This window comes from Cupriavidus sp. GW822-FHT06G04 (assembly GCF_058799075.1).
Window position 1 is genome coordinate 740,067 of record NZ_JBXALD010000001.1, and the last position, 14,409, is coordinate 754,475.

The window sequence follows — 14,409 nt, forward strand, 5'->3', positions numbered from 1 at the left end:
AGGTATCAATACGCGCCGGTCCTGATGACACCTGTAACGTGAGTACCACCGATACAGCGATGTAACGCTTGGGGGGGTGGCATCTCCGATCCGATCTGCCACAGCTGCAATGAATGGCTTCATAGCTTGCGGAGTGAACGCAACGCCGTCACTCTCTAACAACGACTGTACGTAGTGCCAACGTCGCGCCAGTTCGGTTTGAACGTGCGCTGGCAGTTCGTCTAGCGCGCGCGAGTAGATGGGCGGTGCGTTCGCGCTCGATATGCTCGCGGCCTGCGTCCGTACCGACACCCGTCCTTCGGCATAGTCGGATAGTAGGCGTTGGCGTGTTATCGACATGAATTGCCCATCCTCAAGCCGTTCGAGTAGCAAATCGCCGTTGGGTTGAAGGCGATCGATTCGGAAAACCGTGCTGTCCCAACTAAAAGTCGTGCCGCGGAGCAATACGAAACCAGGCATCATCTCCCTCCTTTGTTATATGGAGTGGAGTTTCAGGGAGAATCGGTTGGTCTAGATCGCAGCGCAGTAGGCCGGCGAGTAGCATGCTGTAAGGCTCCACGCCGCGATCAAGAAACAAAGTGGTGGCCGAAGAGATCGGCAACGGAAACCTGAACGCGTGCCGATCTAGTGCGGCTTTGTATGCAGAAATTGGTTGGCGAATACGGGGCGCGCAATGATAGATTTGGCGCAGATTTGCCTGACGGGGCTCCATCCGCAATGTACTGTCGTCGAGTATCAGGAAGCACTGGTCCGATCGCTGAAGATGCATTCGCACGCGATCGAGCTTGTGTCGCACCGCCTTATCAGCCAGTCCGATCAGTGGTTTGACTTCGACGAGTACGCAGTCCCCATTGCTTAGCGTCAGTTCGAAGTCTGGCGTATAGCGTCGCAATCGCGGTCCATCCGGATAGCGTATTGTGAGCGGCTGCTCCCGATACGTGGAAATCTGCGGCGAAGCTTCAAACAGATAGATCGCATCGAGCTCTAATAGTCCTTCGTGATGGACCATTCGGCCGTTCTTGCGGCTCGGAAACTTGCCGCGAACTATGCCGCCAGTAGACCTGACAATTCTTCTCGCTCTTACATGAGGCTCGCCAGCGGGCCTTTGCCCGTACCACAAGCCTCTCCAGGGTGTTGCCGACATGAGCGTCTCCCTGCCGGGTCGCTCCGGACCTAGCATTCGTCACCTGATACGCCTATCTACGGACGTACGAACAACGCGTATGTGTCCTGTACGCTCGGATTACATTTAGGCGCTGAGTGGGAGGCTTGACGCTGGGGGGGAAGGATGACGATACTGAAGGGGCCAACCGTGGGTATCGCCAGATGCCTGCGCCAGCGGGGCAAGCCGAGAGGTTTGTCCCGTTTCTTTTTACATGTTCACCTCCACCTTGCTACGGCGTTTGATGCGGCGATTCAGCTTTGGGGCAGGCTCTGCAAAGACCCCTCTTAGGTCCAAAGCGTCTCGAATCATCTTTATTTGTAGCGGATGTAGTTCGTTCACCTGGTCACGTAGCTCCTTCAGCATCCAGTAGACATCCGGGGAGCAATCTCCGTTCAACGCGAGCTTTCGCTGAGACGCTTCGGCAATGCTCCGAAGCTCTTGCTGCTCTCCTTCGCTCATCCGGAGTGCGGCGATCAATCTCTCTATGAACTCTGGCGTTGGTGGGCCTTTGACACCAATCTCTAATGCCGAGATGTAGCTTTGCTCATACCCGAGCAAATCCGCCAGTTCCGACTGTCGGATTTCGCGGCGCATGCGCAATTCGTAGAGATAATGGGAAAACGGGCTCATTGCTACCTACGCCTGCAATTGGAACTAAAGCCAGCGTAGGTAGCATTTAGTGTCGAGTCAAGGCAAATATCGAACCTAAGTCGTTGACTAAAAACATATTTTTAGTCAATCAAAAGAGGCCATTTAGTTTTTATTCAGGCGGCGACATATCCGTCATGAGCTTAATTCTCAGCTCCAACAATTTAAATTTTAGGTATGGCCAGTCACATATTTCCTTCAGACGAACCAACTGGTCGCGTGCTAACGGTATCCAAACCACCCTACGACCCGCTTGCGGCCGTGGTCGACCAAAGTGAGGAAGAGTGAGGGCAGCGATCGGTCCACATTGTCTGCTCACGCACCAATCGCATGCGACTGAGCAGCCGCTTGGCATGCCGGCGCTAGAGGCGGCAGAAGGGGCGCTGGTGAGCGGCCTGAAAGGATTAGAATGCGCATCTGCAGCCATCGAGCATGCAAGTAATCTCGATTTGATGTGTCGTGCAGCATGCGGGAGACAGATTTGGACCGCACACCGAAATTGCAGGGGCCTAAGAGACCGCACTACCTCCCACGCATGTATCAGAAGGGCTTCGCTACAGAAGGAGGCGTGGCCGTGTTTGATCGTCATACCGGCGAAACCAGGCGTCAGACGGTGGAGAACACTGGCCTAGAGACGCACATCTACATTTTCGAAGATGACCAAGGGCAGCGACGGTACGAGATTGAAGAGATGCTCTCCCAGGTCGAAGCCGGGCTGGCAGACGCGATTCCTCGATTCGAAGCCGCAAAGGGCTACACCGCCACCGATGTCGAGTTCTTGATCAGCTTCATCGCTTTCGCGGAGTTACGAACACCTGGCGCAATGACCGAGGCCAAGCGAGTAAAAGCGGGCTTCGTCGATGTTGTGGCACAAGTCGCAACGGAATCCGTGGAACGTACCATGAAGCTTCTCGCCGCTATGTATCGTGACAAGGGGGAGCGCCGGACGCATGAAGAGCTGGTAGCGGAGGCAGAGGGGATCGTGAAGTTCGTTCGCGGCGGCCAATACGACATCGAGGTGGACCCACAATCTGCGCTGATGGACAACCTCCGCCTGTGGAAGACGGTCGTAGACTCACTGATACACAGAGATCTGCAGATTATCAGACCAACCGACCCTCGGTCGCGGTTCATGACCTCCGATTCGCCTGTGGTGTTGGAATCCCGCTTCGGTGAGGACCGCGTTGGCTTCGGCTCAGACGAGGCCATGATCCTTTTCCCCCTCACTGCGACATGCCTGATCTTGCTAAGCAGCAACAGAGGGCGGCAAGGCATCGGCACTGCGGACGCACGGCGCGTGGACCACATGAACGAGGTGCTCGCGCTCAACGCGCATCGGTACATTATCAGCGGCGATGACGACGGCCTGCGGTGCTTGGTGGAGCGGCTTCAGATCGCGAGAACGAAGCGCGCGCCGAAGCATGTCGTCGGCCGGTTCCCAACGGAAGACGGCGCCATTGCATTCGTCCAACGTGTTCTGCCCCACCGATCACCACCGGTGAAAATCGATCAGAACGACCCCGCGTGAGCCTTCGGCTCGTCGTCCGCGTTTGGCTGCAACACTAGGAACTGTTGATCGTATCCACTCTCCGCACTGCTCCACCCATCGCGCTCTCGGGAGTAGTCCGCCCAGAACTGTTGCAGGTCAGGCAACGTCTTGCTGAGGGCGAGCGGCGCATCCAAGTGCTGCGTTACGTCGTACTGCGGCGTTGGGACTACTTGAGAGCGATCGCTGTCGTAGAAGATCGCGGTCGAGATGAAGTTGCTAACTTGGCAGAGCGTTCTCAGCGACTCGTCGACGTCGTTGTAGGAAGGTAGCTCAATGGCGTCGGTGAGATGCTCAGCGTGCGCAATTACTTTATCCGTGTACGTCGTCACGCGACGGATCGCATCGGAGGTTAGCGCCGCAGACAGCTTGTCCAGCACCGACAGACCGATTAACTGCTCCGGATCACGCCCTTCGCCGTCGCTTAGTTGGTCGAATCGCTTATGCTTGTATTGCGAGTGAACCCAATCGATGTGGCCGCGGTGAACCGCGTCCGTATCATCAACGCTGGCCTCAATGACATCGCGGAAGTACTTCACCTTCTCCCCTTCGTAGTCATACGGATCGCCGCCAACTTCGACATAGTGCCGCCGCGTTAGAAGCTCTTGGCCGCCGCGCAAACGCGCAATGATCCCGGCCAGTGAACCCGCGCGCTTGTCTTTATCGACTAGCCTCCTGATTCCGGTAGCGAGCAACACTGCATGACCTGCGGCCGTCAGGCGCCACGCTACGCCACTGATAGCCCTCCCCTCCTCAATACGCCTTGCCTCGTTCAACATCCGGAAGACGGCGTCAGCGAGAAAAAGGCTTCTTAGCTGGGATGCGACGGAGCTGGCCTGCTTGCCGGACAGTTGCTCGAGGCACGCAGACCGGAGCTCGTCGTAGAGTTTCATTCGGGCCTGCGCCTTGCGGTCATTCGTCATTGGGGCATGCAACGAGATATACAAGGTTCGGGAATCTATCACGCGACGCCTCGATCTCGTCAGGGCGACAACATGCATCTCGCCATCCCCACAATCTCCAGTCAAGCATCGCGCGACTCTCACACGCCCCACTTCCGACCGCTTGTGTAAACCGCCAGCCACACGGCAAAATCCACCGATACACAAGAGAACCTCGGAGTAAAAGATGGATGTCGATGCTTCTATCACGGCCGCACTACGCAACGTGGCCAAACATGGCGATACCGACATCTTCCCTTTTCCGTTCGAGAACCTCTTGTTCGATGATCAGTTGGGAGATGCAAGCAAAATAGTTCGATCGATTTACGATCAGCCGGATCGATGGCTGTCTACGTACCCGCCGCAAACCATGAGAAGTCTCACGCAGGTCGGGTACACCGGATTCCGATGGGCGACGCTCATCGATCCATTTTGGAACGCCTACTATCTATCGCTAGTTCTATCGATTGCAGACAAAATTGAATCTGTCCGCGTTCCCGAAAACGCAGGGTCTGTGTTCTCGTATCGCTTCGAGTGGCAGGATGCTAATGCCAAGGTCTTCAAGGACAGTACTTGGACTAACTTTCGGCGACAGTGCTTGACGTTGAGCGAATCTTATCCCGTGGTCGTACAGACTGATATTTCCGACTTCTACCCACGGATCTACCACCATCGAATCGAGAACGCCCTCAAACGTGTTCCAGGAGTAGGTGACCAGCCAAAGCGACTGATGGATTTGCTCGGGCATTTTTCTCAGAACGTTTCCTATGGACTCCCGGTCGGTGGGCCTGCTTCGCGAATCCTTGCGGAACTTGCACTCGACGGAGTTGACAAGCTGCTGGATCGCCGTGGCGTGCGCTTCTGTCGCTATGCCGACGATTACGCCATCTTCTGTACCGACAAGGCGGAGGCGTATCGCACACTCGTATTCCTATCGGAAAAGCTCTCCAACGAAGGATTGGTTCTTCAAAAGAAGAAAACGCGAATCCTGACCGCACAAGAGTTTCGCGAGACTGCGCAACTTCTTGATCCCGCCGAGGCGGCAAACGCCCTAGCAACCGAGGAACAGAAGCTACTGAGCATCTCTGTGCGCTTCGACCCATACTCGCCGAATGCGGAGCAAGAGTATGACGACCTCAAAGGGGCTATTCAGGAAATCGACATTATCGGCATCTTGGGCCGAGAACTAGCGAAAACGACGGTCGATTCTGCAGTCGCAAGACAGGCTGTGCAGGCTATTAAAGTCTTGGAGCCGCAACAGCAACTTCAAGCTGTTGAGATGCTGCTAGATCCTGACAACATCATGACACTCGCCCCTGTCTTTACCACAGTGATGCGTGTCGTGAGAGACGTCTACGATGGGTCTATATCGGACTCGCGGGCTCAGATTGACAATGCGCTCTGCGCACTGTGGACAGAGCAATCACCCCTCCTGTCTGTAGAGGTCAACTTATCCTACTACATCAGGACACTGGCCGGCGATCAGACCCAGCAGAAGGAGGAAATTATGATTCGCATCTTCGATGGCAGTGCGAATCCGATGATCCGCCGGCTCGTCATGTTGGTGATGGCTAGGTGGTCTTGTCACTATTGGCTTTCGGATGCCAAGACAAAGTACGGTGCGATGTCGATCTTTGAGCGGCGAGCATTCATCATTGCGTCGTACCAACTTGGGGACGAGGGTAGGCACTGGCGTGATCATGTTAAGAGCAATTGGTCCGATGCAGAACTCTTGCTTCGCAATTGGTACTCAGCACGGTTTCAGGCAAACAAGAGCGTACCCGTATGATCTCGGAACGCGCCTTCTCCAAGTCCTTCGCATCCTTCTGGAAGGAATTGATGCCGCTGCTTACGCCCCGCTTCGTCAGTCTCTTTAACCATGCATACGAAAAAGTGCTGATGAGTGAAAGCGGACATGTGCTTGCCAGCGTTCCCATGGCACAAGGAATCCGGCCCGATATGGTGGCGGAGTTCGCTTTTTGGGGGGCGCAGTTAGTGAATGAGCGCAAACTGGAGCCTCAAGTCCTTGTAGATGATCCGGAGGTGTTGTCAGAGGTAAGTCGTAAGGCGTTCGATGTTGTTCAGCGGTACGAAGGCTCCCGACCAGTCGTGTTTCACCCCTTATCACCGACGGAAATCGAAGAGGGCCTGGCTTTGGTGAGGAACTATGCCGGGCTATATGGTGCATTCCCAGGTGCTGCGTGCACGTTCTGCCCTCAGTTTCAAGGCTCAGGTTTCTTGAATGCGGCCGAGGGGGATCTGAGTATTGGAGATACGCTAATTGAGATCAAAACGACTACGCGAAATGTCTCCAGCAAGGATCTCCGGCAACTGATTACCTACCTCGCGCTGGATAGTGCTGCGGGAACTACGCGCTGGTCGCACATCGGCGTTTTCAATCCTCGTCGTGGAACGCTGCATCGAGCGGAAGCGAACGCATTGCTGCTGCGAATGTCAGGTGGGAAGCCGCGCATTGACGTCCTGAATGAACTTGTTAGCTTCGTGCAAGCAACTGATCTCGTAGTTGATCGCAACTTTTGAGCTTATCTGGACGCAGTGAACTGCCCCAAACGACGGCAGAGGGTCGGTAGCCGTCTCTGGCGCCGGTAATCCCCTGCCCAGGTAGGCCGAGAGCCGAGGTCGGCAAAAAGCAGTCATTCTGAAATTGGACTTTTTTTACTTATTACCTACTTATTAACAAAATTTTTTTTACTACAACAGAGAGTTTTTCTATGACTCTGCAAGTTGTACAGTAGTGGGCAGACTAGACACGCCCTTTCGCATATCGTCTAAATTCAGTTAGACACAGGTTAACCACAGCATGTTATACGCCGCGATTGATTACTGGAACTACCGAAATCGACGAGATAAATATTCACCGCAGGCAATGGAAGATAGTGGTTATTTTCTCGCTATCGAAAGTAATTTTAAAGAATATAAAAAAGTTCCACTTGGTCACATTGCATTCGTAAGCACATCAGGCTCAATTGCGAGCTGGGCAATAATGTACTCGGGTAATGGGGTCGCTAGCCATGTTGCCAATTTTTATGGTGATGGAGTGCTGCATGACACAATTACCTCTGGCGTCCAGAGACGAGAGTTTTCCGAGTATTTCGATGGAATCTCATATATTTCCATATTGCCCCCACCGCCAGGAACTGATCTAACGTACGCGAAGAAATTCATGAATTTATCACTGGGTTCATCTTATAACTGGCCTGGCATCATTCGTCTCGGTCTAGCAAAAATTTTGGGGGGTGGATATGGAACCCCTTGGTACATATGCACAGATATATTCCTAATGCTAGGAACCATTGGCTTGTTAAAATGGTTAATTTCCGGGAACGTCGGTGCAACTTTGTGCACGATATTAGTCGTCTACCCTAGCCTGTTCGCAATCAACAAGTATCGAAATAGAAACTGGCTCAAAAAAGTGAGTTTGAAATTCAAAGCTCGTACAGAGCAATGAAGATCGATAGAAAATCGAGAAACCCAATCCGCCGTCGGTAGAAGGCTGATTGAGTGACTGCTCAGGGGGCTGAGCGGATCGCTCAGGTAGTGCGGAGCCCTTCGGAGTGCTTCGGCGCGAGCTTCGTTAGCCAGCCTTGGTGCTCATCATTCGACCAGCCGTATGGGCCCTTTCTGACCGGGAGAACGCTGCAACAGCCCCGACAACGCGTCTCGCCATTTCTAAGATGACGGTCGCTACTCGCGTCAGAATTCTCCAGCAGCCGCTCGACAGCGCCTGCTTATGAAAAAACCGCCCGAAGGCGGTTTTTTCATTTACTACGTCACAAAATTTTCAGTAACTTGGCACAGTTTTCACTTTCTGTGTCATCCGACACCCTCAAACATCAATATTCCGAGCCACCAGCGCATTCGATTCGATGAAGTTGCGGCGCGGTTCTACTTCGTCGCCCATCAGGGTGGTGAAGATCTGGTCGGCGGCGATGGCGTCTTCGATTTGTACACGGAGCAGGCGGCGTTGCGTGACGTCGAGCGTGGTTTCGAACAATTGCTCGGGGTTCATTTCGCCAAGACCCTTGTAGCGCTGGCGCGATACGCCGCGTTCGGCTTCGCTCAGCAGCCATTGCATGGCTTGGTGGAAATCGGCCACGGTTTGCTCGCGCATTTTCTCGCCTTCGCCGCGCTTGACCTTCGTGCCGTCGGGGATCAGGCCCTGGAACGTGGTGGCGGCGCGCGCCAGTGCCGCGTAGTCGGCGCCGTGGACGAAATCGGCGTCCAGGTGCGACAGCCGCACGTTGCCGTGGTGGCGGCGCGCGATCATCAGGCGGTGCTTGTCGGTCTTCTCGTCGAATTGCGCGTAGACGTCGGCCGTGCCGTCGTCGTTCACTGCGGCGCCGAGCAGCGTCTTGCCATGCATCTCGGCCAGCTTGGCCTTCAGCGCCACGGCCGATGCTTCCGCCGCGGCCGCGCTGTCGAGGTCGAGCGCCACGCCGTCGGCGATGGCGCGCAGCGCATCGGTATCGACGATACGCGACAGGCGGCCGATCACGCCCTCGGCCAGTTGGTACTGACGGGCCAGTTCGGTCAGCGCATCGCCGTTGATCTCGCTGCCGTCCGGACGCACGAGGCTGGCCTTTTCCATCGCCAGCTTCAGCATGTAGGCGTTCAGCTCGGTATCGTCCTTGATATAGCGCTCTTCCTTGCCGTGCTTGATCTTGTAGAGCGGCGGCTGCGCGATATAGACGTAGCCGCGCTCGATGATGTCCGGCATCTGGCGATAGAAAAACGTCAGCAGCAGCGTGCGGATGTGCGAGCCGTCCACGTCCGCATCGGTCATGATGATGATGCGGTGGTAGCGCAGCTTGTCGAGGTTGTAGTCTTCCTTGCCGATGCCCGTGCCCAGCGCGGTGATCAGCGTCAGCACTTCCTGGCTCGACAGCATCTTGTCGAAACGCGCGCGCTCGACGTTCAGGATCTTGCCCTTGAGCGGCAGGATGGCCTGGAACTTCCGGTCGCGGCCTTGCTTGGCCGATCCGCCTGCGGAGTCGCCCTCCACCAGGAACAGTTCGGACTGTGCCGGATCCTTTTCCTGGCAGTCGGCTAGCTTGCCGGGCAAGCCCATGCCGTCCATTACGCCCTTGCGTCGCGTCATTTCACGGGCCTTGCGGGCCGCCTCGCGCGCGCGCGCTGCGTCGACGATCTTGCCGCAGATGATCTTGGCGTCGGCCGGCGTTTCCAGCAGGAAATCGGTCAGCGCCTTGCCGACCAGTTCTTCCACTGGCAGCCGCACTTCGGACGACACGAGTTTGTCCTTGGTCTGCGAGCTGAACTTGGGCTCGGGCACCTTGACCGAGAGCACACACGCCAGGCCTTCGCGCATGTCATCGCCGCTGGTTTCCACCTTGGCGCGCTTGGCGATCTCGTTTTCTTCGATGTACTTGTTGATGACGCGCGTCATCGCTGCGCGCAGGCCGGTCAAATGGGTGCCGCCGTCGCGCTGCGGAATGTTGTTGGTGAAGCAGAGCACCTGCTCGTTATAGCCATCGTTCCATTGCATGGCGACTTCGACGGTAATGCCCTCTTTCTCGGCATTGGCGTAGAAGATATTCGGATGCAGCGTGGTCTTGGCGCGATTGATGTATTCGACAAAACCCTTCACGCCTCCGGCAAAGGCAAAATCCTCTTCCTTGCCGGTGCGCTGGTCGACCAGTCGGATATGGACGCCGTTATTCAGGAACGACAGTTCTCGAATGCGCTTGGACAGCACTTCGTAATGGAACTCGACATTCGTGAAGATTTCCTCGTCGGCCAGGAAATGCACCTCGGTGCCGCGCTTGTCGGTGGCGCCGACGATTTTCATCGGCGACACTTCCACGGGCTGGCCGTCCGGGCCGGTCACGGTCTCGATAATGCGATTCTGCACCTCGCCCTTGGCGAATTCGATCAGGTTGACCTGGCCGTCGCGGCGCACGGTCAGGCGCAGCCATTTCGACAGCGCATTCACGCAGGACACGCCCACGCCGTGCAGGCCGCCGGACACCTTGTAGCTGTTCTGGTTGAACTTGCCGCCAGCGTGCAGTTCGGTCATGGCGATTTCCGCCGCGCTGCGCTTGGGTTCGTGCTTGTCGTCGAACTTGATGGCCGGCGGAATGCCGCGGCCGTTGTCCACGATCGAAATCGAGTTGTCGCTATGGATCGTGACCAGGATTTCGGTGCAATAACCGGCCAGCGCTTCATCGATCGAGTTGTCCAGCACCTCGAACACCAGATGATGCAGGCCGGTGCCGTCCGACGTATCGCCGATATACATGCCGGGACGCTTGCGCACCGCTTCCAGGCCTTCCAGGATCTGGATCGAAGAGGCGCCGTAAGAGTTTTCTTGCTGCGGATTTTGCTGGTCGGTCATGTTTTCCTACTCACGATACTCACGGCAAAAGCGGAGAAAGCCGGACCTGCGCCCAAAGGCAGCGGGTGCGGCAAATCCGCATTTGCGGGTTACTTAAAAACGGCAAAAGGGGCGGATCGCGTGGATCCGGCCCCTGCTGCGGTGCGTGCCCGATTGTGTATGGATGGCGACTTGGTGGTGGCCATCAAATGCGCATCGGCATCACGACATACTTGAAGTTGTCGTCTTCCGGCACAGTGATCAGCGCACTCGAATTGGAGTCGCCGAGGCTGACCTGTACCTGTTCGCTCTTGAGGTTGGCGAGCACATCGAGCAGATAGGTCACGTTAAAGCCGATATCGAGCGCATCGCCCGAATAATCGAGTTCCAGTTCTTCCTGCGCCTCTTCCTGATCGGCGTTGGTCGAGCTGATTTTCAGCACGTGCGTATCAAGAATGCAGCGCACGCCCTTGAATTTGTCGGTGGTCAGAATCGCGGTGCGCTGCAGCGCCTGCTGCAACTTCACGCGGTCAATGGCGAAGGCATTCTTGTAGCCCTTCGGAATGACGCGCTGGAAATCCGGGAACTTGCCTTCCACCAGCTTGCTGATCAGTTCCACATTGGCAAACGTGAACTTGACCTGATTTGCCGCCAGTTGAACCTGCACGGGATCGTCGTTGTCTTCGAGCAGGCGTTGCAGTTCCAGAATGGTCTTGCGCGGAATAATCACTTCCTGGCGCGAACCCACGCCGGCGGCCTCGTTTTCGAGCTCGACGCCGCAGTACGCGAGGCGGTGGCCGTCGGTGGCAACGGCCATGACCTTCTTGCCATCGACCACCAGCAGCATGCCATTCAGGTAATAGCGGATGTCCTGCTGGGCCATCGCGAAATGGACCATCGCCAGCAGATGCTTGAAGGTCTTCTGCGGCAGGCTCACGCTGGCGTTGAATTCGGCGGCTTCGGCAACCGTCGGGAATTCCTCCGCGGCCAGCGTCTGCAGCGCGAAGCGGCTTTTGCCGGACTGCACCGTCATGCGCTTGTCGTTGAGCGACAGCGCCACGTCGCCGTCGGGCATTGCGCGCAGGATATCGAGCAGCTTGCGCGCCGCCACGGTGGTGGCAACGTCGTCGCTGCCAACGCCGCATTCGGCGTGCGTGGTGATCTGGATTTCGATGTCCGTCGAAAGGAAGGACACATTGGAGCCGGACTTGCGAATCAGCAGGTTGGCCAGGATCGGGAGGGTGTGGCGGCGCTCCACGATGCCGCTCACGATTTGCAGCGGACGCAGCAGATTGTCTCGCGAGGTTTTGACCAATTGCATTGAATTTATCCTTCGTCGTTTGTCGTCGGCGACCGCAGAATCAGGCGAACCTTCCCGATATCCAAATTTTCTTAGGAATCAAGGAGTTAAAGTCGCATTGTACCAAGGATAAGCCGCTGCGGTGAAGCGGGGCAAATCCGGCGGAGCGCCCGGCTGTGCACAAAATGCCACGCCGCGGTGCGGTTGCCCCCGCCAATTTGTCCCGACTCACCGCAAAGCCTTATCTGAGGCCGAATTCCTGCGATCCAACTGTTGCTTTGGCGTCCGTTTGCCGCCGGACGCGCACCCTGTAGTATGCCAGCCCGGCAAGGCCGGCCCTGAAAAACCCGCGCAGGCGCCTGCGCGGCCAAAAACTGCGTGCCAGCTCAGCCCTTGAGCGTCTGTTCCAGCACGTGCAATTCGTGGTTGAGCTGCGCGTCCTTGCTGCGCTCGTCAGCAATCTTGCGCACGGCGTGCAGCACCGTGGTGTGATCGCGTCCACCAAACAACTCGCCGATTTCGGGCAGGCTTTTCTGCGTCAGTTCCTTGGCCAGATACATGGCGATCTGGCGCGGTCGCGCGATATTGGCGGGTCGCTTTTTCGAATACATGTCCGCGACCTTGATGTTGTAGAAATCCGCGCAGGTCTTCTGGATGTTTTCCACCGAGATCTGGCGGTTCTGCACGGTCAGCAGATCCTTCAAGGCCTCGCGCGTGACCTCGATCGTGATGTCCTTGCCATGGAAGTTCGAAAACGCCAGGATCTTGCGCAGGGCGCCTTCCAACTCGCGAACGTTGGAGCGCAGATGCTTGGCCACAAAGAACGCAACTTCCTCGGGCACGCTGACGTTTTCCGCCGCGGCCTTCTTCATCAGGATCGCCACGCGCATTTCCAGCTCGGGAGGCTCGATCGCCACGGTCAGGCCGGAATCGAAACGCGAGATTAATCGGTCATCGATACCTGTGATTTCCTTGGGATACGTATCGCTGGTAATGATCACCTGCGCGCGATTGGCGATCAGCGCCTCGAACGCGTAGAAGAATTCTTCCTGCGTTCGGTTCTTGCCCGAAAAGAACTGAATATCGTCGATCAGCAGCAGGTCCAGCGAATGGTAGTACCGCTTGAATTCGTCGAACGCCTTGCGCTGGTAGGCCTTCACCACGTCGGACACATATTGTTCGGCGTGGATGTAGCGGATGCGTGCACGCGGGTTTTCCATCAGCATGAAATTGCCGATGGCGTGAATCAAGTGAGTCTTGCCCAGGCCGACGCCGCCATACAGATAGAGCGGGTTGTACGACTTGCCGGGGTTGTTGGCGACCTGGATCGCCGCGGCGCGCGCCAGCTGGTTGGCCTTGCCGGTAACGAAATTGTCGAACGTCAGGATCGGATTCAGGCGCGAACGCTCGTGCACCGTATCGTTCTGCTGCACGGCGCCAGTCGCCGCCGGCTGCTGCGACGGCACCCGGTACGAGCGCGCGCTGGCCTCGGCCGGATCCATCTGGGCCATGTCGATTTCACCCATCTCGGGTGCGTGGCCGCCGGCATTGCCCTGCAACGGGTGGCCGGTAGGCACGGCGCCGCGGTTCGGCATCGCGGACGGCGACGCCGGATACGCGGACTGTCCCGACATCGGACCGTAGCCGGGCTGGGCGGCATGCTGCTGGCCCGGATAGTCGTGAAATCCGCCCATCTGCGGCGCTGGCGCGTGCGGCTGTCCGTTCATCCCCGGCTGTGCGCCGCCGGCCGCGCCCGGATACGGCGCCGCTGCGCCCATGCCGGCGTGCGGATGGCCGGCGTCCTGGCCCTGCTGCATGGCCTGCTGCGCATAGGTGGCCGTACGGCCCGATGCAGCGGGATCCAGGACGAAGTGAACGCTAACCTGCGTTTCCCAGTATTCGCACGCGAGCGCGGTGATACGGCCCGAGAACTGGCTCTTGACCCAGTCGAGCTTGAAGCGATTGGGCGCAGCAATTCGCAGCGCATGCGCTTCCTCGTCGAAGGCGACGGGCGCCAACGGCTTGATCCAGGTTTTGTACTGTTGCGGCGTCAGTTCGCGCTCGAGTTGCGCGGCTGCCGCCTGCCAGAAATCTTGCATGTGTTGTTTTAAGTGACCGCGCCGCCTGGTGGCAACGCATCACGGGTATCGAAGCGCCAGCATCCGCGGGACCCCTGCCTGCCTCGCGCCTCATTGCCGAACGCGAAAGGCAAGACGCCGCCCCCATGCGCTGCGCATGACATCTGGCGGCTGACGACAGGTATACCGGGCACTGGACACGACGGTATACCGATGGCAGGAAGTCTCGGGTTGTGCGTGCGCCACGCGGCCCGTGTTGTGTTTGGACCGGGATTGTACCCCCCTGCCCGAGTTATCCACAAAGGATAACCCTGTGGACAAGTTGTGAAGATTCAGTGGATTGATGTGCACAACTTGCACCCGCAGGCATGGCCCGATA

10 protein-coding genes are annotated in these 14,409 nt (G+C 57.1%); 4 read left to right on the plus strand and 6 right to left on the minus strand.

Annotated elements, in window-relative coordinates; all coding sequences use genetic code 11:
• Positions 1-421: 421 nt before the first annotated feature.
• Positions 422-1,009, minus strand: coding sequence for a TnsA endonuclease N-terminal domain-containing protein (locus AC1RKI_RS03435; RefSeq protein ID WP_492793839.1), 588 nt, complete (start codon positions 1,007-1,009; stop codon positions 422-424).
• Between the two features lie 363 nt (positions 1,010-1,372).
• Positions 1,373-1,795, minus strand: a complete 423-nt coding sequence (locus AC1RKI_RS03440; protein ID WP_492793837.1) for a helix-turn-helix domain-containing protein — start codon at positions 1,793-1,795, stop codon at positions 1,373-1,375.
• Between the two features lie 484 nt (positions 1,796-2,279).
• Between AC1RKI_RS03440 and AC1RKI_RS03445 the strand changes: the two genes are divergently transcribed.
• A complete protein-coding gene (locus tag AC1RKI_RS03445; protein WP_492793835.1) occupies positions 2,280-3,341 on the plus strand; it encodes a DUF4238 domain-containing protein in 1,062 nt (353 codons plus the stop codon).
• Here the strand turns inward: AC1RKI_RS03445 and AC1RKI_RS03450 are convergent.
• On the minus strand, positions 3,323-4,252 hold the full coding sequence (locus tag AC1RKI_RS03450) for an AbiU2 domain-containing protein (RefSeq protein WP_492793833.1): 930 nt from the start codon (positions 4,250-4,252) through the stop codon (positions 3,323-3,325). The two genes, AC1RKI_RS03445 and AC1RKI_RS03450, sit on opposite strands and share 19 nt — an antisense overlap.
• Positions 4,253-4,487: 235 nt before the next feature.
• On the opposite strand from AC1RKI_RS03450, the gene AC1RKI_RS03455 reads away from it, so the two are divergent.
• The 3 genes from AC1RKI_RS03455 to AC1RKI_RS03465 all read left to right on the plus strand — a co-directional run bounded on the left by AC1RKI_RS03455 (position 4,488) and on the right by AC1RKI_RS03465 (position 7,769).
• Entirely contained in the window at positions 4,488-6,089 is a 1,602-nt protein-coding gene (locus AC1RKI_RS03455; protein ID WP_492793831.1) for an RNA-directed DNA polymerase, read from the plus strand.
• Complete coding sequence (locus AC1RKI_RS03460) at positions 6,086-6,841, plus strand: hypothetical protein (RefSeq protein WP_492793829.1); 756 nt, start codon at positions 6,086-6,088, stop codon at positions 6,839-6,841. The genes AC1RKI_RS03455 and AC1RKI_RS03460 overlap by 4 nt, the downstream gene beginning before the upstream one ends.
• A 280-nt stretch (positions 6,842-7,121) precedes the next feature.
• Positions 7,122-7,769 carry a hypothetical protein gene (locus tag AC1RKI_RS03465; protein WP_492793827.1) on the plus strand — a complete coding sequence of 216 codons (648 nt, stop codon included), beginning with the start codon at positions 7,122-7,124 and terminating at the stop codon, positions 7,767-7,769.
• 378 nt (positions 7,770-8,147) lie between these two features.
• On the opposite strand, the gene gyrB is transcribed toward AC1RKI_RS03465, so the two are convergent.
• The 3 genes from gyrB to dnaA form a co-directional block, all read right to left on the minus strand.
• Entirely contained in the window at positions 8,148-10,673 is a 2,526-nt protein-coding gene (gyrB, locus tag AC1RKI_RS03470; RefSeq protein WP_061957466.1) for a DNA topoisomerase (ATP-hydrolyzing) subunit B, read from the minus strand.
• A gap of 184 nt (positions 10,674-10,857) precedes the next feature.
• On the minus strand, positions 10,858-11,973 hold the full coding sequence (dnaN, locus tag AC1RKI_RS03475; RefSeq protein WP_061957465.1) for a DNA polymerase III subunit beta: 1,116 nt from the start codon (positions 11,971-11,973) through the stop codon (positions 10,858-10,860).
• Between the two features lie 365 nt (positions 11,974-12,338).
• A complete protein-coding gene (gene dnaA, locus AC1RKI_RS03480) occupies positions 12,339-14,051 on the minus strand; it encodes a chromosomal replication initiator protein DnaA (protein WP_150981746.1) in 1,713 nt (570 codons plus the stop codon).
• Positions 14,052-14,409: the final 358 nt, after the last annotated feature.